Genomic DNA, 18,908 nt, shown 5'->3' with positions numbered 1-18,908 from the left:
CTAAGCAATAAAAATACACTATCAAAAATAACTCAAAATTACCATTCATACGTAAATAAAATTCGAAATTTACTGGAAAATCCAGTAGAAAAATCTATGCCAGAATCAGTAAAAAATATTGTATCTCTATTAATGGAAACATTTAATAAATTTAGAGTTTTAAGTGCTGGCCATAACGGTGAGTGGGGCGATCATTATATTAATAACTATCTCACCCAGTGGCATCTTGCTGAACTAAAACTACCATTGGGTCAAAACACATGGTTCCATGGTCGTCCTGTCATGGTTCTACAAAACAACTATGAACTGGGATTGTTTAATGGTGATATTGGTTTCTGCTTACAGACCAGCGATGATAGAAGCCGACTAGAAGTGTTTTTTGAGAATAAAACACAGGGAATTGCGGTCAACTTGCTAAATGAAGAGGTAATCGCCACCGCATATGCAATGACCATTCATAAGTCGCAAGGGTCTGAATTTGATCATGTAGCGATTACTTTTGATAATAGTCATGCAAGACTACTGAGTAAAGAGCTTATCTATACAGCAGTGACTCGTGCTAAGAAACAAGTAACTATTTATAGTACCAAGCAGGCTTTCGAACGCGCTGTCAAAACACCAACTGAGCGCCATACAGGTTTGGCATTACAGTTTTAGTTGCTATCGAAAATTAACTTTATTCATGACACAATAAAAAAGCATCCGATTTGGATGCTTTTTTAGGACTTAAATGTTTTTAAGCAATTAAGACTAAGAGTTAAACTTTCTCTTCTTTGATAGCATAAATGCCTGGCAAGTGACGCAAGTAACCGTGGAAATCCATACCACAGCCATAGACGTAACGGTCAGCGACATTGATACCAACAAAATCAACATCAAAATCTTCAACCTTACGGTCATGTTGTTTGTTGAGCAAAACGCAAGATTCAAGTGATAAAGGCTTTTCTTTGCTTAGTTCTTCGACGACTGTTTTTAAGGTAATACCTTCGTCAAAAATATCATCAATCAGTAATACGTGCTCACCCTCGATGCTAACATCAGGTTTGTATTTCCAATCTAACTCATTAGTACCTTCGTTATCGCGATAACGTGTCGCATGGATGTAATGCATGCGATGGTAAAAGGTTAGGTGAGTCAATAATTGACCCGCTGGGATAAGTCCGCCATTCATAACGACCATGACGATTGGGTTTAGACCAGCATAATGCAGGTTAAGTTGAGCAGCAAGACGTTCGTAAGCAGCAGCAACTTCGATACTGCTGATAAGGCACTCTGAGTTGCGTAGTGTTTTTTCGATTTCTTGGTTACTGATTTGGGTCATCGGATGCGCCTTCGGTAAAAAGTGCCGCTTATTTTAGCAAATTTTAGTGAAATTTCCCAATAGCATATGACTTTTGGGGCAAATTTAATCTAATACTGGGGCTTATTCTGATTTTTCTACGATAAAAGGGCGGTAGTAGTTGGCTAAACGGTTTAATGAGCTGTCAGGTAAGTCAGGTAATAGCTTATTCAGTGCCATACTCATACCTTTATCAATAGCAGCTTTAGCAACTGGCACTGATTTTCGTTTAATCATACCCAGCTTCAACGTTTCGGCATAACGACTAATGAAATGCGTTAATGTTTGGTCATTCATCGTTTCGAGTGCTGTTTTGAACGCTTTTACATCTACGTGATCAGGGGTAATAGCGGAAAATCCTTTATCGATCAGTTGACCATCTGCTTCAGATAATTTGAAGCCTACTCGTGTTACCCCGTCATTATCAATAAAAGTCGCATGATCTCTCAAAAAGTGAAAGCTAGGGAGTACTTCTTCATTGTTTTCTTTACCGAGTAAAATATTGAGCAGTGTATCTGCTGTTTTTTCAACGGTAATCACTATCTTCTGCATAGAGGCTTTGCGTTCAGGATTTGGTGTAATCTCAACCAGTCCAACCAGTAGATTGTCGATCAAATCACGTGCCGTTTGATGGGTGAGTGCATCACGATAAGGGTAGTAGTCTACGGTCTCATTTGAAGCAACGACTTGTTCGGCTTCCTTCACCAATACTTTTAATTTATCTGAGGGTACGAATCCAAAATAGTGCGCCATGATGCTTCCTTTGTTCGCTGTTTCGATGGTTGCCTGATGTTATATCTATCATTAAATAAGTACTACTTTTACAGGATGCTTATTTAAACCTGTGCCGAGTATTTACTCAAAATTTATCACAATACGTCTCATTTAGTGACTTTTTATAATTGTACAGTCTAGGTTTTTTAGCTAGTAATCATATTAAAATATCGCTATTATTCTGCTACAACGGGGTGGGCTGCTCGCGGCACACTAATTTATCATATTTTAAATATTTTGATTTAAAAAGCTTGAACTCATAAGGCTATATGCCACTTGTCTAGGGAGAGATAAGATGAATAGTGCTATTGTACTACTATTTGGCGTCGCCGCCATGCTCTGCGGTTACGTGTTTTATTCAAAGTTTATCGCCACAAAAATTTTAGCACTGGACGATAGTCGTCCCACGCCAGCTCATACTATGAAAGATGGTATAGATTATGTCCCCACCAATAAATATGTATTGTGGGGACATCATTTTACGTCAGTCGCAGGGGCCGCACCGATTATCGGTCCTGCAATTGCCGTGATATGGGGTTGGTTGCCTGCCATCATTTGGATTGTGTTCGGCACAATCTTTATGGCGGGCGTACATGATATGTCGGCTATTTGGGCAAGTATGCGTAATAGAGGTCAATCGATTGGTTCTATTGCTGGTACCGTTATGGGTACCCGTGTGCGCAGTCTGATGATGATCGTCATCTTCTTGTTATTGCTGATGGTCAATGCTGTATTTGGCGTTGCTATCGCTAACATGATGATAAAAACACCATCTTCTGTATTACCAGTTTGGGGCGCGCTAGTCGTTGCCTTTATCATTGGTCAGTGTATTTATCGCTACAATATGAATTTGGTTTGGGTATCAATTATCGGGGTAACTGCGTTATACGGACTTATCTATCTTGGTCCTATGTTCCCTATTGTATTGCCTGAGACTATTTTCGGGTTACCTGATAATGCAGTATGGATTATTATCTTGTTTGCCTATGCAGCGGTTGCTTCGCTACTGCCTGTATGGATGCTATTACAACCACGTGATTATATTAATGGTTTACAGCTATTCGTCGGTTTGATTTTATTATACGCTGCGATTTTTATCGCGACGCCTGATATTGTCGCGCCAGCCATTAATACATCATTACCAATGGACACACCTTCACTGATGCCTTTGTTGTTTGTCACGATTGCTTGTGGTGCTATTTCAGGGTTCCATGGTTTGGTTGCGACAGGTACGACTTCTAAGCAGATTGACAAAGAAGGAGACGTACGTTTCGTTGGTTACTTCGGCGCATTGGGTGAAGGTATGCTCGCACTGGGTGCCGTTTTAGCCGCAACAGCAGGTTTTGCTACGCTTGGTGATTGGGAAGCGGTTTACCAAAAATTTGGGGACGGTTCGATTGGTGCCTTTATTGATGGTGGTGCAACCATCTTGAATGCTGGTGTTGGTATCGATATGGTGCTATCACAGACCATGCTTACAGTAATGGCTGCATTGTTTGCGGGCACTACGATGGATACCGGTGTGCGCTTACAGCGTTATATCTTCCAAGAGTTTGGTGAGATTTACAAATTACCCATACTTAATAAAAGTGTCGTTGCAACCTTGCTAGCAGTCGGAACTTGTCTATTATTAGCATTTGGTGCTGGTGGTATTGATGGTGCCGGTGGTATGGTTATCTGGCCACTGTTTGGTACAACCAATCAGTTAATGGCTGCTTTAACCTTAATGATCGTAACGGTTATCTTGTTACGCAAAGGCAAGCCTGTTTGGTTTACCTTAGCGCCGTTGTCGTTCCTATTGGTTATGACTGTATTGGCACTATTGATTCAGCTTAAAACTTTTTTCACGGACGGAAATTGGTTGCTTATCATTATGGACATCATCATTTTGATAGCGACTATTCTAGTCACGTTTGAGAGTCTATCTGTATTGCGCAAAGAATGGTCGCTACACAGAGGTAAAGGCAAAATCGAAGATGATGCCTAATAAGTGTCAATCATTTAAGTGCCATCGAGTATTTAATTAATAAGCCAGTACTTATATTGTAAAGAAACAAAAAACGCTAGCAGCCATTGCTGGCGTTTTTTGTATCAAATAGGCATGATAGATAACAAGACGTAGGAGATGAAAAAGTTATGGACGATACTAATATGTCAAATAATGCCAAACCAAGCGATACCACATCAAACGACATGCCAGATATTAAGCCATGGTGGCAACGGTTTACCGCTGGGCTAAATGAGTTTTATCATGCGCCATACCGTCAGACGATGGCACGTGCTGCACGTGATGAAGAAGATTTTTTTATGCTACTCATGTTCGCTGAGAGCCTAGGTATTGATAATCCTGCCAGCTTTTATACACTAGAGTTACAGCCTTTATTTTTAGAAAATTTCCACGAATGGCACACTAGAATGGGTATGGATAGATGTCCCTTTGACCATGTTGGTTGCTGCTAATGGTAGCTATAGTCAAAGAACTCTAAAATGGGTACAAGGCAGCCGACTGTAGATAGTACAAGTAGTACATCTAAGGAGGGTAACGCCGTAGCGGTTTAGTATTTCACCGACTATATATTGATTAAAAAAGAGAGATAAGTATGGCATTACATTCCTTACAGGCATTGGTAGAGCAGCTGGCAACACAACCGATTATATTTATCGGTGGAAAAGGCGGTGTGGGAAAGACCACGACGGCCGCTGCACTTGCCAGCTATTATGCAAGCCAGCAGCAAAAAACCTTAATTGTCTCAACCGATCCAGCACATAGTTTGGGCGATGTATTAAATATTCGACTGAAGAACGAAAAAACAGTGATATCACCTTATCTGGATGCTATTGAGCTGAATCCTGACACTATCGTTGACGAACACTTTGCACAAGTTGAGCGTACGATTAGAGCCTATGCCAATCCAGATATGATGCCCAAGATTCGAGAACATTTACAGCTATCAAAATCGGCACCAGGCGCGCAGGAAGCAGCGATGCTTGAGTCTATGTGTCAGCATTTGGTCAACGCCGCAGATGCAGATTATGATCACATTATTTTTGATACGGCACCAACAGGGCATACTCTACGGTTACTGGTATTACCAGAGATGATGGGTGCATGGACGGATGGGCTACTGGCACAGCAGCGCCGACAGTCTAAATTGCGCTCGGTGGCAAACCACTTGGACAGTCATAATCAAAAAAATGATAAAAACGATGTGGCAAATCCATTTGCAGCAAAAAAATCTGACCGCTGGGAGCAAGCCGTATCCGTATTAGAAAAACGCAAACAGCTGTTTCGTCAGGCAGGAGTATTACTTCATGACCGTGCACAAACAGCAATTGTGTTGGTCATGACCGCCGACGTGTTGCCATTGGCTGAGACCAGACGTGCGATCAAACAGTTAGAAGACAGCAAACTTACGCCAGCAGCGATAGTCATCAATCAGCTGATAACGCCTACTCAGTCTGATAATTTTTGGCAGCAGCGTGCAGATAGACAACAGCAAATTATGCAAGATATAGAGCAAAGCTTTACCAAGTATCCGCTATATCCAATTTATCTGCAGCAAACAGATGTACGTGGCACTGACGCATTAAGTGCTCTCTTGCGACCAGTGCGATAGACCTTCAATAATAACGCGGGCTGTTCTTTTATTTTCTGTGTGTGTAATTCAGTTTGGCTAGTCATGATTATATGACTGCAATTTAGCTGAAAGCGACCACGCCATATCTGCCCGTAACAACTGAGCTTGTTCAGACTTACCACTACTAAGTGACGACCATTGCGGCTTACCACGTGATTTTTTTAACTCACTTGGTAGTTTGTGCGTCGGCCATGGCGTCACTGAGTTATCATCTTCACTCTCGTCTGATTCACCGTTATTTTTTGTGCCTTTATATATCAGCTGGGTCGCATCTGTTGCAGCATGTCCACGATGACGTAGTGCCGTGAGTAAATCTATCGAGCGGGTGGTGAGTAGTGTCAACGTAGCAGGATCGATATATAAGCGTTTTACCCCTGTGATCCTATCAGCAATACTACTGGTGTTAGATAATAACCCTCCTGCAATGCCACCAATCGCTGCACCCAATCCCAATGTAGTGCCGAGTGCTGCTGCATCGACACCTAAGCCTAATAGTGCGCCGGCTGCTGCTCCAGAAGTTGTGCGTATGCCGTAGCTCTTTAACAGCTCAGGGTCAAATGGATCTTGCTGGTATGCTTGTAATTCAAGTGGTGTGGCAGCAACGGCATTGTCATAAAATTTATATAAGTTAAGCAAATTATGCTGCATAGCACGCTCGCTTTGGCGAACAGCTTCCTGCATTTGTGCCAACACTGGCATGGGATCATCACTGTCATTAATCTCACGAACGAAAGCGGCGACATTGATTAGAAAATCGGCAATGATAATGTTTGCCTCATCACTCAGTTGTGCCCAGTTTTCCGTCCGACGCTGCATCAGTTGCTCCAGCATCTCAGAGTGGGTAAGCATGGTAGCAAGGTTTTGCCATAAGTGCATTTCATCTTCAAACTCAAAAGCAACTGAATCAAAACGCGTGGATATATGCAAGTTTCGTCTTGCCAGCATCGTCTGCCATTCGTCGATATTGGCATCTTGACTGTCAGTAAAGTTAAAGACTGGCATCACTGGTATCGCCGCCCAAGACAAAATAGCCAGCTCATCCTTATACTTACCCAATACTGGCTCACGCGCATCAACGACGTAGATGGCCATATCGCTTGCCAGCAGTTGCCGAATCACTTTGGCTTCTTGGCTATAATCATATGGCAATTCATAGCTGTCTGAACCTTGAGCGATATCCGATGCCAAGAATTGCTGCAAGCGTTCAATACCATCACGTCGACTGGCAGTATTATCCTCTAACCAATCCATTAATCCTGAGGCATCTTCTAGACCAGGCGTGTCATATAGTGCTACTAATACTTCGCCAGTTTGGCTATCTGTCAATTGAGCCTGCTCGACATGCCGTGTGGTGGCAGCCTCGTTTTTGACCTCACCAAAATATACGTCTCGCAATAACGTGCGCAAAATAGAGGTTTTACCCGTGTTGGTATGACCGACGACCGCCAGTTTGAGCGCTTCACCACTGGCTACCGTTTTCTTAGTCATCGTGGCATCAGCAGTAACAGCATCAGGCGCTACTGCATACCCTTTATCCGCAAAGAGACCAACTGGTTTGTCACTGTTTTTATTATTCTCATGATTGTTATGGTCGTTATTCATAATAGAATCTTATATTAATGATGAATATTCAAAAGCGTTATGCGGCACTGGGTGGTCTGAACAATACTTTTAACTTCTTCTTAAAACCTTTGGCACGAAAGACACGCTGCCACATACGATAAAACACTCCAAAGATTAAACCAATAATATTATCGTGACTGGCTTCACCAACTGCGCCATATTGCACGGGATTATTGATGGTATCTTCTTCCACATAAGTACCAAACCAGCGATCAAAGACAATAAGGACGCCGCCGTAGTTTTGGTCAATGTATTCATCGTTGGTACCATGATGAGCACGGTGATTGGAGGGTGTATCAAAAATATACTCAACCCATTTCGGAAATTTGCCAACGGTTTCGGTATGGATAAAAAACTGATAAATAAGATCAAGCGCGTAAAAGAAAAATACCCATACTGGATGCACACCAAGTAGCATTAATGGCACAAAGAATAACCACCAACCTGTGACTGAGTACAGTAAACTTTGGCGCATCGCAGTGGATAGGTTCATACTATCATCAGAATGATGCAATACATGGGCAGACCAAAACCAATTCATCCGGTGCGAGGCACGATGGAACCAATAATAACTAAACTCAACCGCGATAAATATAGGAATAGCCGTCAGCCAAGTGACATCGATGGTAAACAGTCGATATTGATATAACCATAAACAGATGGGTATGACGATAAGTGCTTGTACCACTAGCTCAAAACCCAAGTAAGAGCCACCCAAGCTAAAGTTGGTCATCGTACGTCTCCAACTGAAGCTCTGACCATTACCACGCTTAGATTGATAGAACCATTCTGCTAGAAATAATAAGAAAAATGGCCCACCTGCCAGCGGTAATAGCCACTCTTGCCAGTGCGCAGGCAAAATATTTGTTAGTATTGGGTGCCATGACTCAGGAGAAATGGTCAAAATCGTTTGATTAAATGCCTCTTTATAACCATCCAATACCTGACCTAGCGTCATCAGGTCGTTATCTGCTTCTGCCATACTGGACTCCTTTCCATTATAACTATCCCTACTACATAACGTATCAACGTATGATGAACCTTAAAGCTAGTATCACTAATCCTCAGCATCCACCAAACCGATTTTTCGAGCAGAAAGCGCTGTCTGCCACTGCTGATAGCGAACGCCTTGGTTTCCTACTTGCTGTGGCTTTGAAACATGTAAGTCTGAAACATCGGCAGTCGGGCTAGCATCGCTAAGCAGTTTTACGATCAGTCCCTCTTTTGCATGACTGGCAATCTGATCAAGCTTACGCAATGTGCCACGGTCAGGCAGCGCTTTATTATGAATACCAAGTAAAACTTGTACAGGATGACTGTCTAAATACGTCTTTAACCGTGCCATATCGTCACGATCATCTAATATGCCAAAATTTTCCACATCGCCTTCAAGTGTGTTACCAAGACCTGACTGCCACCACTTTTCCTGATCTGAAGGGTATTCAAGTAGCGCAACCAGCTTCTTGCCAGCACTCACGGTTGCTTTTGGCGCGACAGGGGCAGGTGCTTCATTAAAATCATCAGCATCCACTACATGACGTTGCCAAAAATTTAGGATTTTTTGATAATACGGCTGTTTGATATCCAAACGCATCTTTTTACGGCGGAACATCAAGGCACAAAACGCCCAAGCAATCGCTCGCGGTACGATACCGTACATCAGTAAACTACCAACCAATAACCCCGCCCATTGCCGTGCAACAGATAGCGGCATGGCATCTGTCACCAATCTGCTTTGTGCGATAGCCGTACTGTCTGGCACACCAAATCCCACTATACTAGGTAGCCAGCCTAATACCTGAGTCAAAGTAATAAGCGCTTGATCAGACAGTAAGGTCGACTCCCAGCTAAAGCTGTACTGGCGCACAATCAACAAAAAAACAATCGCCAGTAGCATGCCGGTCAACGTTGCTAGCCACAATTGATGGCTAAATCGACCAAGATACCAACGCATACCGCTGTGCTGTAATTGACGTTCGTACAAGTTAACCGCTGCCTTAGTCACATCATCCTTACCGCGTATTAGGTAGCTGGGACTGACAAAACTGGCGAACCAATTGGACGATTGCTTGCCTTGATTAACCAGCGTCATGGCCACCCAGCCCAAGAGCATAATAGTATGAAACCCTAATAGACAAACCAGCACGTAAAAGAAGTTAACCACATTGGCCTGTAATAGCGTAAACAGCCCTAAAAATCCTGAAATACACCACACCACGCTCATCACGACCATGATGCCTTTGATACGGCCGTCAATCTTACCCAAAACTTGTGCCAACGCACCGTTACTATCGATACGTGAGGCTCGGCGATGCAGCTTTTGGATGGGTTTGCCATCTTCGCCTTGCAGTTTTTCTGTGATGAGTAGCGGGTCAGTGGCAAACACATGCTGCTGCGTCTCAAGCGTGCGTACCAACTCAGTCAATTGATCTTGGGGTGATAGCATAATGCGATAACATCCGTATAAAAGCGTTGATTTAGAATGGTCATAATTGATTATTGTAGCGTATATATAGGGTCTATTGAACATTCAAATGTTAGGGCTGCTGATCGCTAAAATTTCACCAGACTAGGCGCAAGCCGACGATAGTGTCGAGACCTTGGCTAGGCTTGTAACGACGTTTGGGGTGATTTTACATCAGCCTTGAGAACGGAGCGAGCAAAGCACTGCTTTGCCCGTTCGCAAGGCAAGAGCTGTGCTCGAGTGGAGGGCAGTACTATTTTTAGAAAAATTAAATCCATAAGGGTCTTATAGTGGGCGGGCTTCATTCATAACCACCTACCCTCTAAACATTTCCATCATGGTAAAGACCATAAAAGTACGCCAAAATGAACCAGATACATGACAAAAAGAACGATAAACTAATAAAAAATCGGTCAAAAATAATCTAAAAAAGGAATCATCATGAGTAATAAAACTTATCTAATAATCGGTGGTACAGGTGGCATTGGTAAAGCTATGATAGAGCAGTTAACCGCCAGCACGACACATGACACGATTGTCTTTGCCACTCACCATAAGAACATACCTGATTTTGAAGCCCCCAATTTACAGTGGATATCGATGGATATCTGCGACGAAGACAGCATTCAACAAGCAGCCGAAGTCATTAAGCAACAGACCACTCATATCGATTGGGTCATTAATTGTGCAGGGTTATTGCATACTGATACGCAGCAGCCGGAGAAAGCCCTGCGTCAGATGGAAACTGATTTTTTCTTACAGAATATGCAAGTGAACGCCTTAGCGAGCTTGCTGATTGCTAAGCATATCAAACCACTACTGGCAAAAGCTAAACGTAGCAATGACACGCCCGCCATTTTTGCGACGATATCAGCGCGCGTGGGTAGTATCAGTGACAATCAGCTAGGCGGTTGGTACAGCTATCGGATGAGTAAAGCGGCACTCAATATGGGAATGAAGAACCTGAGTATCGAATGGGGAAGGTCACTCAAGGATGTATGCGTGGTTGTCATGCAGCCAGGAACGGTCAATACGCAACTCTCAGCGCCTTTTCAGAGTAATGTGGCTGACGGACATTTATTCTCGCCAGCCTATAGTGCAGAGTGCTTGTTAGAAGTACTGAGTAATATGACCGCCACTCAATCAGGTAGCTTTGTAGATTGGGCTGGAGAGTCTATACCTTGGTAGTTATAAAGAGGGTTTCACAGTATTGATGCTCTATATATTAAGGGCATCAATATTGATTTAGGTCATCAAATACAACAAACCTAAAACAAACAAAGCCGCCATAATCAACAGTAAAAAACTTAGTACTTTACTCGTCGTAGAGGAGCCACCTGTACTTTCCTTTTTTACTTTAACTTTTTTGACAACGTGCAGAACCATTTTTACATGCTCGATATTGTCTTCGAGATAATGTTCACCCTCTGGTACAAACCCTAGAGATTCGTAGAAGCTAATCAGGTAAGCTTGTGCAGAGATGATAATAGGGCGCTTTTTACCGTATTTTTTACGGCAATGCGCAATGGCATGATTCATCATATCTCGTGCTAAACCGTCCCCTCGATGCGCGGCTAACACCAGCACTCTGCCAATAGAGGACATAGAGGTGTCGCTTACTTTGGTCGTAGCATCAGATGATGATAAGTTAGACCGTAACTTATTAAATTCAGGCGGGATAATGCGACAATAAGCCACCAATGCCTCGTTCTGATGTGCAATCAGATGCAGACAATCAAAGTCCAGCTCATCCATATCTTGATAAGCACAATTTTGTTCGACCACAAACACTTGTGAGCGAGCTTTTAAAATATGATACAGGTCAACGGAGGTTAGCTCATCGAACGTTTTAACAGAAAAAGTACAGGTCATAATTAAGCAGCTTTTAACGAATTGATTATTGAGGTTAAGTAGAATATTAAATGATGGTTAAGTATTGGAACGGTTCAAGTAATGCGCATTATAACGATTTAAGTACGTATTAACCATTCCTAACCATGTAGGGTTTGACTGATTTTATCCAAGTTCAAGCTATCAGACATGGCGCTAAAAATCTCAAAATACTTACCACGTTTTTTATACAGTTCTTCATGCGTGCCTGTCTCTACCACTCGGCCATTTTCTATCACCACCAGATCATCGGCATCAATGATTTGAGCGATATTGTGCGACACAATAATCACAGTCCGATCTTCTTTAATCAAATCCAAGCTTTTTTTGACTTGCTGACTGGCAATTGCATCAAGGCTGGCCGTGGGCTCATCCAAAAATACGATGGGTGGATCCTTTAAAAACATTCTTGCCAGCGCAATACGTTGCTGCTGACCACCAGATAATGATTTTGCCGTGCTCTCATAGCCCTGTGGTAGCTGAATGACTTGCTCATGGATAGAGGCTTTTTTGGCAGCAGCTACAATGTCTTCATCGCTCGCACTCATGTCACCATAACGAATATTTTCCCCAATCGTACCTGAAAAAATATGATTACTTTGCAATACAAGCCCAATTTTTTGGCGCAATGCCTGCGTATCATAGTTATCTAAATCATGGCCATCTAAGCAAATACTGCCCGCATTTGGCGCATAGAATTTCACCAACAAGTTGATAATAGTGCTTTTACCAGCGCCACTCAGGCCCACTAGTGCAGTAATACGGTTGGGTTTTATGGCGAAGCTGACATCGGTTAAGGCCTTTGTACCATTAGGATAGGTAAAATCGACATTTTTAAGTTCGATATGACCTTGCAATTTATCACTTTGTAAACCGCCAAGGGTTTCAATTTGGCTGTCATCTTCTAAAATATCGAAGAAGCCTTCTGCATAAGTTAAGGCATTATTGATTTGGTCATAAATGCGATGCAGCTGACGGATAGGGGCGGCGACATTTTGAAACAACATGACATGAAACAAAATCATACCGATGGTCATCTCACCTTTTAAGACAAAATACGCGGTAAGTAAAATAATGACCACCACGCCAATCTGTTCGATAAAAGTTTTGATGGCATCGTAAATAAAGGCAATGCTACGAATACGCAGCTGATTGTCAGTCATGTCTTTTTGGATGACTAAATGCTTCTGGGCTTCGATTGGCTCGCGAACAAAAGATTTGACCACACTGATGGCATTAATCAACGAGATGACCAAGCCGCTTTTGGCTTCACGATAGCCGCGCATTTGTCGCCGAAACCCTTGTAAACGATTGGCTTGTTTTTGACTGATAAAGAAATAAATGGGCACAATAATAAGCCCGACCATACCTACCCAAAAATTAGTCGAAAACATGATAACAAGTGACACAATGGCACTGGCAAATAGCGGCAGCATATCAATAAAAAAGTTTTGTACCAAAGTGGTGAGACTACTTACGCCTAGATCGATACGGGTTTGTAGTTTGCCACTGTCGTTATTGCTACTGGTATAAAACGACATGCGATAGGTTAATATCCTCTCGACCACCTTTTGAGACAAATCCCTTGATAGGTTGATGCGGATTCTTTCACCAAAATAGCGCTGCCCAAACGAGATAAAAATGGACAGTAGCTCTTTTATGAGTAGTACGGCGCTAATAATACTCAGCATACGTACACCAGCTGCCCAAGGATCAGTAAGAGTAGCGATATCGGTTAAGGTATCTACGGTGTAACGCAAAACAAAAGCATTGACCTGTGCGGTAAAAGAGCCGAGTACAGTCAATACTAAGGTCAGTAAGATTAATGCTTTGTAAGGTGCAGCAAACACGGCTAACTTTTTAAGGATAGACCACAGCAAAGCGCCCCGTTCTACTTTATTGGTGGGCGGCTTGTTATTAAGTGGCACACGGCGCGGTGGTGTTGGCATATCGAAAAATAAACCTAACGTTTACGGTGAATTTTTAATCTAGCTCAGCTCGCAAAAATAAGTCAGATATCAGTTTGTCATCTTCACACGCTTGTTTAAAAGCTAAAATGAAAGCGCTTAAGGCTTTTTTGTCTGAAGAATAAGCCACAAACATGCTGCCCTCTGGATCGAACTTTACTAGATTATCCCATTCAGGATGCTGTTCTTGCAAAAATACAGCGGCTAAACTTCCCCAGTCATAACCGTTGCCTTCAAACCCTTCATCTGCACGTGTGGCGAATATATCCGCCTTATAAGAGCCGACGTCACTCAAACATATAGACACGCTATCCTCATGCTCTACCCAGGAAAAAGGGCTGATTTTTTGCTCAAAATCTAGATCACTCATGATGCTATACCTTTTGACATTAAAATCTCAGAATGTATAGTATGTTATCAGAATTATCGGAGAAATAGAGTGGTACATCCATTTTAGATATGGGATATCATGATTGGCAACCTATTATTATCGATCTAAAATGCATCCGCTGGCACAAAAACTTCACCTACCATGATACGCCTTGCTGAACGGCTCATAGAGACTTTTTTTGCTTGCCAGCGCCCATCGACCAGTTCAGTTTTTCCACCGACCAGCAACGTACCTGATGGATGACCAAAACGTACTTCATCGAACTTCTGACCACCAGCGGCCTCATTTACTAAGGTTCCTTGTGTGGTTGCTGCTGCTGCAATGGCGACAGCTGCTGTACCCATCATGGCGTGATGCAATTGCCCCATGCTCATAGCACGTACCACCAAATCAACCTCGCCAGCATCGACCGATTTGCCACTAGAGGCCGTATAGCTCTGCGCTGTGCCTACCCAAGCAACTTTAGGAATGTGTTGGCTGGTCTGCGCCTCGCTCACATCTTTAAACAATCCCATCGCTACACCGCCTTTGGCGCGGATGTTCTCAAGCTTAGTAAGTAGATCGCCATCGCTGTTGATATCGCCTTGTAACTCAGTACCCGTAAAGCCTAAATCTTCTGCTTTCAGAAAGATAGTTGGAATACCAGCGCTGATAAAGGTGGCTTTGACGTTGTCGGTAGTTAAGCCACAACCAGATACATCGAACTCATCAACCAAGTTACCAGTGGGGAACATATCGCTAGTGGCATCCACAGGATCAATAAATTCAATTTTGACTTCAGCAGCAGGGAAGGTCACACCGTCTAATTCAAAGTCGCCTGTTTCTTGAACTTGCACTTTGTTTTGCACATCCAAATAAACAGGTACATGGGCAATGATGGTTTTTCCAATATTCTCTTGCCAAATGCGTACTTCACAAATACCGCTTTCAGCATTGTCATTGATGCTGTTACTGATCTTGTCAGCATCAACCAGTCCCATATTAATGGCACAGGCACCAACCGCTGCGGTTAAATTGCCACAGTTTCCCGCCCAGTCAATCATAGGCTTGGCAATATTGACTTGCCCAAACAGGTAATTCACATCGTGATCTGATTTGTTAGAGTTCGATAAAATAACCGTCTTTGAAGTGCTAGAGCTACCATTACCCAAGCCGTCAATTTGTTTGCCGTAAGGGTCGGGGCTGCCTATGACACGTAATAAGAAGTTATCACGTGATTCACCAGCGACTTGGCAACGCTCAGGTAAGTCAGACAGTTTAAAGAATGTCCCTTTTGAGGTGCCACCGCGCATATAGGTAGCAGGAACGGATAGTTGCGGGGCGAAAGCTGTTTTATTTTTTGAAGTTGCTTGGGTCATTACATGGTTTCCTTTTTTATGCTTATTAGAGTGATAGTCGTTGATATAGTATTTTTGTGGTAAAATACCACAAGCGTCAATATTTTTTGAATATGGAGAATTTTATGTCCACTGCAAGCATACGTCTCAATAAAGCATTGGTTGATAAAGCCTATGCAATATCTAAAGCACAACATCGCACCCCGCCAAAGCAAATAGAACATTGGGCAACCATTGGACAAATTATGGAAGACAATCCTGATCTATCTTATGAATTTGTTCGTCAGCTTTTGATTGCGCAAGCAGAAGTGGATGCTGGTATGGTTGAACCTTACGAATTTGGATAATGTATTTTGGATAAACAATGACTCAGTCTTTAAGTATTGTTCAGTCACATAGTTTTAAAAAAGCGGTTAAAAAATTACATAAAAACCAGAAAGCTGATTTAGATAATGCTGTACGTACCATCATTGACGATCCTGATATAGGTGTGCAGAAAGTAGGCGACTTATCGTCCGTACGTGTCTATAAGTTTAAAATGCTAAAGCAGTTAACATTATTGGCTTATATAATTGATGATGGTCAGCTTGTCCTTACCTTGTTAATGGTTGGCACACATGAGAATTTTTATCGTGATGTTAAATTAATACTTTAATAATCGCTATAAAGCATTAGTCTCGTTATCTGTCACATCTAGAGACTAAAAAACCGATGCCATATCTCCATATAACATCGGCTCTTTGATTACTCAAAATATATAATACTTAGACAATATCTAGCGTACCTTCGATAAACTCTTTAGCAAAACGTTGCAGCATACCGCCAGCATTGTACATTTTGACTTCATCAGCAGTATCAAGTCGGCAGATAATAGGCGTCTCAGTGGTGTTACCATCGGCACGATGGATTACCAACGTCATCAACCCGCCAGCAGAGACTTCGCCCGTTACATCAAAGGTTTCCGTACCATCGATATTTAGCGTATGGCGAGTGGTGCCTTCTTCGAACTGTAATGGTAATGCACCCATACCCACTAAGTTTTGACGATGAATACGCTCAAAGTCCTCAGCGACGACTACTTCTACACCAGCGAGACGAACACCTTTGGCTGCCCAGTCACGGCTTGAGCCTTGACCATAGCCGTCACCTGCGATGATGATGAGTGGCTGCTCACGGTTCATATAGGTCTCAATTGCTTCCCACATACGCATGACTTGACCTTCTGGCTCAACACGCGCCAGTGAGCCTTGAATTACCTCGCCATCTTCATCGCGCACCATTTCGTTCAATAGTTTAGGATTGGCAAAGGTGGCACGTTGTGCAGTTAAATGGTCACCGCGATGGGTGGCGTATGAGTTGTAGTCCTCGGCAGGCAAGCCCATAGTATCTAAATACTCGCCAGCAGCTGATGCACCCAAGATCGCATTTGATGGAGACATATGGTCGGTCGTGATGTTATCACCCAACACTGCCAACGGACGCAAACCTGTTAGGGTATTCTTTTTCGCCATTTTGCCTTCCCAATACGGTGGACGGCGAATATAAGTCGTCATTTCACGCCAGTCATATAATGGACTTAACGCTTTGCCTGTGTCTTTTTTGGCTTCATCGAACATAGGAATATAAACGGCATTGAATTGCTCAGGCTTAACTGCTTTGGCTACAATGGCGTCAACCTCATCATCATCGAACCAGATGTCTTTTAGATAGACGTCATTGCCTTGTTGATCTTTGCCCAATGAGTCTTTTTCGATATCAAAGCGAATGTTACCAGCGATGGCGTAAGCGATAACCAGTGGCGGCGATGCCAAGAATGCTTGCTTAGCATATGGATGAATACGACCGTCAAAGTTACGGTTACCAGATAGCACTGCCGTGGTAAATAAGTCGTTATCAATGATTTCTTTTTCGATATCAGGGTCCAGCGCGCCACTCATACCATTACAAGTGGTACAAGCAAAACCAACCACGTCAAAGCCGATTTCTTGTAGCTCAGGCATCAAGCCTGCTTCTTCTAGGTACATTTTTACCGTTTTTGAGCCGGGTGCTAATGATGATTTTACCCAAGGTTTACGTAATAAGCCTTTTGCATTGGCGTTACGGGCGACGAGGCCTGCTGCTACCATGTTGCGTGGGTTTGAGGTATTGGTACAGCTGGTGATCGCCGCGATAATAACCGCGCCATCTGGCATCATGCCATCTTTTGGTTCAGGTAGCTTTTCATCAGCACCATGAGCGATACCTTTGGCAACCAAATCAGTGGTGGAAACACGTGCATGCGGACGCGAAGGGCCTGCCATATTACGTACCACGGCTGATAGATCAAACTCAAGCACGCGTGCGTACTCGGCTTTTTCCATGCCGTCAGCCCATAAGCCAGTTTGCTTGGCATACTGTTCGACCAATTTGATCTGAGCCTCAGAACGACCGGTTAGGCGCAAGTAGTCGATAGTTTGCTCATCGATATAGAACATCGCTGCAGTGGCACCATATTCTGGTGTCATGTTGGAGATAGACGCACGGTCGCCTACGGTTAATTGGCGCGCGCCGTCACCGAAGAATTCAATATAAGTAGATACCACACCGGCATCACGCAAAAACTCAGTCATCGCCAGTACCAAATCCGTACCCGTAATGCCTTTTTGCAGTTTACCCGTTAGTTTGACACCAACATAATCTGGCAGACGCATATATGATGGGTTACCTAGCATCACGCTTTCAGCTTCCAATCCACCAACACCGATGGAGATAACCCCCAACGCATCAACCATCGGTGTGTGGCTATCCGTACCAACCAAGGTATCGGCAAAAGCGACTTCTTCACCCGCTTTGTTTTTTACCACTTGTACGACAGGTGACATTTTCTCTAGGTTAATCTGATGCATGATGCCGTTACCTGGTGGTACGACATTCACATTATCAAAAGCGTACTGGCACCAGTTGATGAAGTGAAAACGGTCATCGTTACGGCGTTCTTCAATCGCGCGGTTTTTCTCAAATGCATTTTCTTCAAAGCCTGCGTGCTCAACGGCTAGTGAGTGGTCAACGATAAGCTGAGTTGGCACGATAGGGTTTACCTTAGAAGGATCACCACCTTGCTCAGCGATGGCATCACGTAGACCAGCCAAATCGACAAAAGCGGTCTGACCTAAGATGTCATGACATACCACGCGGGCAGGGTACCAAGGAAAGTCGAGGTCTTGTTTGCCTTCGATATGTTGTTTTAGGGCATTGGTTAACTCTTCTGGTGGGCAACGACGAACCAAATTTTCACACAATACTTTTGAGCAGAATGATAACTTGTCATACGCGCCAGCTTCGATATTTTCGACAGCCTCACGGGTATCAAAGTAATACAAATCAGTATCGGGCAGTGGCTTTTTAAAGGGTTCATTCATTGGTTGTACTAGTGCATTGTCCATAAGTCACCTTTGGCTGTTGGCTGGTTTAGATTAAAATTAATAAAAAATATTCTCTTAGAAAAA

Annotated in this window: 17 protein-coding genes; 7 read left to right on the top strand and 10 right to left on the bottom strand. The window is 43.1% G+C overall.

Going from position 1 to position 18,908, the window contains the following annotated elements; translation table 11 throughout:
- On the top strand, positions 1–657 hold a 657-nt coding region (locus tag ACZW67_RS12495), incomplete at its 5' end, for an ATP-dependent DNA helicase (RefSeq protein WP_465183512.1).
- A 100-nt stretch (positions 658–757) separates the two neighbouring features.
- On the opposite strand, the gene ACZW67_RS12490 is transcribed toward ACZW67_RS12495, so the two are convergent.
- Positions 758–1,321, bottom strand: a complete 564-nt coding sequence (locus ACZW67_RS12490; RefSeq protein WP_465183511.1) for a hypoxanthine-guanine phosphoribosyltransferase — start codon at positions 1,319–1,321, stop codon at positions 758–760.
- Positions 1,322–1,423: 102 nt separating this feature from the next.
- Positions 1,424–2,092 carry a hypothetical protein gene (locus ACZW67_RS12485; RefSeq protein ID WP_110923411.1) on the bottom strand — a complete coding sequence of 223 codons (669 nt, stop codon included), beginning with the start codon at positions 2,090–2,092 and terminating at the stop codon, positions 1,424–1,426.
- A 316-nt stretch (positions 2,093–2,408) separates the two neighbouring features.
- Here ACZW67_RS12485 and ACZW67_RS12480 point away from each other — a divergent pair, with 316 nt between their 5' ends.
- The 3 genes from ACZW67_RS12480 (at position 2,409) to ACZW67_RS12470 (ending at position 5,730) form a co-directional block, all read left to right on the top strand.
- Entirely contained in the window at positions 2,409–4,100 is a 1,692-nt protein-coding gene (locus tag ACZW67_RS12480) for a carbon starvation CstA family protein (RefSeq protein WP_110923412.1), read from the top strand.
- A 206-nt stretch (positions 4,101–4,306) separates the two neighbouring features.
- Positions 4,307–4,573: a cory-CC-star protein gene (locus tag ACZW67_RS12475; RefSeq protein ID WP_110923532.1), complete on the top strand. Its 267-nt coding sequence runs from the start codon at positions 4,307–4,309 to the stop codon at positions 4,571–4,573.
- Between the two features lie 140 nt (positions 4,574–4,713).
- Positions 4,714–5,730, top strand: a complete 1,017-nt coding sequence (locus ACZW67_RS12470; protein ID WP_465183510.1) for an ArsA family ATPase — start codon at positions 4,714–4,716, stop codon at positions 5,728–5,730.
- Positions 5,731–5,787: 57 nt separating this feature from the next.
- Here the strand turns inward: ACZW67_RS12470 and ACZW67_RS12465 are convergent, their stop codons facing one another.
- The 3 genes from ACZW67_RS12465 to ACZW67_RS12455 form a co-directional block, all read right to left on the bottom strand.
- Positions 5,788–7,353, bottom strand: a complete 1,566-nt coding sequence (locus ACZW67_RS12465) for a DUF3482 domain-containing protein (protein ID WP_465183509.1) — start codon at positions 7,351–7,353, stop codon at positions 5,788–5,790.
- A gap of 37 nt (positions 7,354–7,390) precedes the next feature.
- Positions 7,391–8,356 (bottom strand): sterol desaturase family protein, encoded by a 966-nt coding sequence (locus tag ACZW67_RS12460; protein WP_465183508.1) that lies wholly within the window; start codon positions 8,354–8,356, stop codon positions 7,391–7,393.
- A gap of 75 nt (positions 8,357–8,431) precedes the next feature.
- Entirely contained in the window at positions 8,432–9,820 is a 1,389-nt protein-coding gene (locus ACZW67_RS12455; protein ID WP_465183507.1) for a DUF2868 domain-containing protein, read from the bottom strand.
- Between the two features lie 459 nt (positions 9,821–10,279).
- Between ACZW67_RS12455 and ACZW67_RS12450 the strand changes: the two genes are divergently transcribed.
- A complete protein-coding gene (locus ACZW67_RS12450) occupies positions 10,280–11,026 on the top strand; it encodes an SDR family oxidoreductase (RefSeq protein WP_465183506.1) in 747 nt (248 codons plus the stop codon).
- A gap of 57 nt (positions 11,027–11,083) precedes the next feature.
- On the opposite strand, the gene ACZW67_RS12445 is transcribed toward ACZW67_RS12450, so the two are convergent.
- The 4 genes from ACZW67_RS12445 to prpF all read right to left on the bottom strand — a co-directional run bounded on the left by ACZW67_RS12445 (position 11,084) and on the right by prpF (position 15,444).
- Entirely contained in the window at positions 11,084–11,710 is a 627-nt protein-coding gene (locus ACZW67_RS12445) for a GNAT family N-acetyltransferase (protein WP_465183505.1), read from the bottom strand.
- A 119-nt stretch (positions 11,711–11,829) separates the two neighbouring features.
- Complete coding sequence (locus ACZW67_RS12440; RefSeq protein ID WP_465183504.1) at positions 11,830–13,677, bottom strand: ABC transporter ATP-binding protein; 1,848 nt, start codon at positions 13,675–13,677, stop codon at positions 11,830–11,832.
- Between the two features lie 34 nt (positions 13,678–13,711).
- Positions 13,712–14,065 carry an Imm51 family immunity protein gene (locus ACZW67_RS12435; RefSeq protein WP_465183503.1) on the bottom strand — a complete coding sequence of 118 codons (354 nt, stop codon included), beginning with the start codon at positions 14,063–14,065 and terminating at the stop codon, positions 13,712–13,714.
- A 125-nt stretch (positions 14,066–14,190) separates the two neighbouring features.
- Entirely contained in the window at positions 14,191–15,444 is a 1,254-nt protein-coding gene (gene prpF, locus ACZW67_RS12430; protein ID WP_465183502.1) for a 2-methylaconitate cis-trans isomerase PrpF, read from the bottom strand.
- 104 nt (positions 15,445–15,548) lie between these two features.
- On the opposite strand from prpF, the gene ACZW67_RS12425 reads away from it, so the two are divergent.
- Both ACZW67_RS12425 and ACZW67_RS12420 read left to right on the top strand, forming a co-directional pair.
- Complete coding sequence (locus tag ACZW67_RS12425; protein WP_068404729.1) at positions 15,549–15,770, top strand: TA system antitoxin ParD family protein; 222 nt, start codon at positions 15,549–15,551, stop codon at positions 15,768–15,770.
- Between the two features lie 17 nt (positions 15,771–15,787).
- On the top strand, positions 15,788–16,078 hold the full coding sequence (locus ACZW67_RS12420; RefSeq protein ID WP_465183501.1) for a type II toxin-antitoxin system RelE/ParE family toxin: 291 nt from the start codon (positions 15,788–15,790) through the stop codon (positions 16,076–16,078).
- Between the two features lie 109 nt (positions 16,079–16,187).
- On the opposite strand, the gene acnD is transcribed toward ACZW67_RS12420, so the two are convergent.
- A complete protein-coding gene (gene acnD / locus ACZW67_RS12415; RefSeq protein ID WP_465183500.1) occupies positions 16,188–18,845 on the bottom strand; it encodes a Fe/S-dependent 2-methylisocitrate dehydratase AcnD in 2,658 nt (885 codons plus the stop codon).
- Positions 18,846–18,908 lie beyond the last annotated feature (63 nt).

Source organism: Psychrobacter sp. TPE 89C (assembly GCF_055522395.1).
The sequence above is the reverse complement of the archived record's forward strand: the minus strand, read 5'-3'. Positions and strand labels throughout refer to the sequence as shown.

Bases quoted from the DNA above. Each gene is read 5' to 3' on its own strand.
- ACZW67_RS12440 (WP_465183504.1), bottom strand. From the start codon at position 13,677: ATGCCAACACCACCGCGCCGTGTGCCACTTAATAACAAGCCGCCCACC.
- ACZW67_RS12425 (WP_068404729.1), top strand. From the start codon at position 15,549: ATGTCCACTGCAAGCATACGTCTCAATAAAGCATTGGTTGATAAAGCC.
- ACZW67_RS12480 (WP_110923412.1), top strand. From the start codon at position 2,409: ATGAATAGTGCTATTGTACTACTATTTGGCGTCGCCGCCATGCTCTGC.
- ACZW67_RS12475 (WP_110923532.1), top strand. From the start codon at position 4,307: ATGCCAGATATTAAGCCATGGTGGCAACGGTTTACCGCTGGGCTAAAT.
- ACZW67_RS12470 (WP_465183510.1), top strand. From the start codon at position 4,714: ATGGCATTACATTCCTTACAGGCATTGGTAGAGCAGCTGGCAACACAA.
- ACZW67_RS12435 (WP_465183503.1), bottom strand. From the start codon at position 14,065: ATGAGTGATCTAGATTTTGAGCAAAAAATCAGCCCTTTTTCCTGGGTA.
- ACZW67_RS12450 (WP_465183506.1), top strand. From the start codon at position 10,280: ATGAGTAATAAAACTTATCTAATAATCGGTGGTACAGGTGGCATTGGT.
- ACZW67_RS12485 (WP_110923411.1), bottom strand. From the start codon at position 2,092: ATGGCGCACTATTTTGGATTCGTACCCTCAGATAAATTAAAAGTATTG.
- ACZW67_RS12445 (WP_465183505.1), bottom strand. From the start codon at position 11,710: ATGACCTGTACTTTTTCTGTTAAAACGTTCGATGAGCTAACCTCCGTT.
- acnD (WP_465183500.1), bottom strand. From the start codon at position 18,845: ATGGACAATGCACTAGTACAACCAATGAATGAACCCTTTAAAAAGCCA.
- ACZW67_RS12420 (WP_465183501.1), top strand. From the start codon at position 15,788: ATGACTCAGTCTTTAAGTATTGTTCAGTCACATAGTTTTAAAAAAGCG.
- ACZW67_RS12490 (WP_465183511.1), bottom strand. From the start codon at position 1,321: ATGACCCAAATCAGTAACCAAGAAATCGAAAAAACACTACGCAACTCA.
- ACZW67_RS12460 (WP_465183508.1), bottom strand. From the start codon at position 8,356: ATGGCAGAAGCAGATAACGACCTGATGACGCTAGGTCAGGTATTGGAT.
- prpF (WP_465183502.1), bottom strand. From the start codon at position 15,444: ATGACCCAAGCAACTTCAAAAAATAAAACAGCTTTCGCCCCGCAACTA.
- ACZW67_RS12465 (WP_465183509.1), bottom strand. From the start codon at position 7,353: ATGAATAACGACCATAACAATCATGAGAATAATAAAAACAGTGACAAA.
- ACZW67_RS12455 (WP_465183507.1), bottom strand. From the start codon at position 9,820: ATGCTATCACCCCAAGATCAATTGACTGAGTTGGTACGCACGCTTGAG.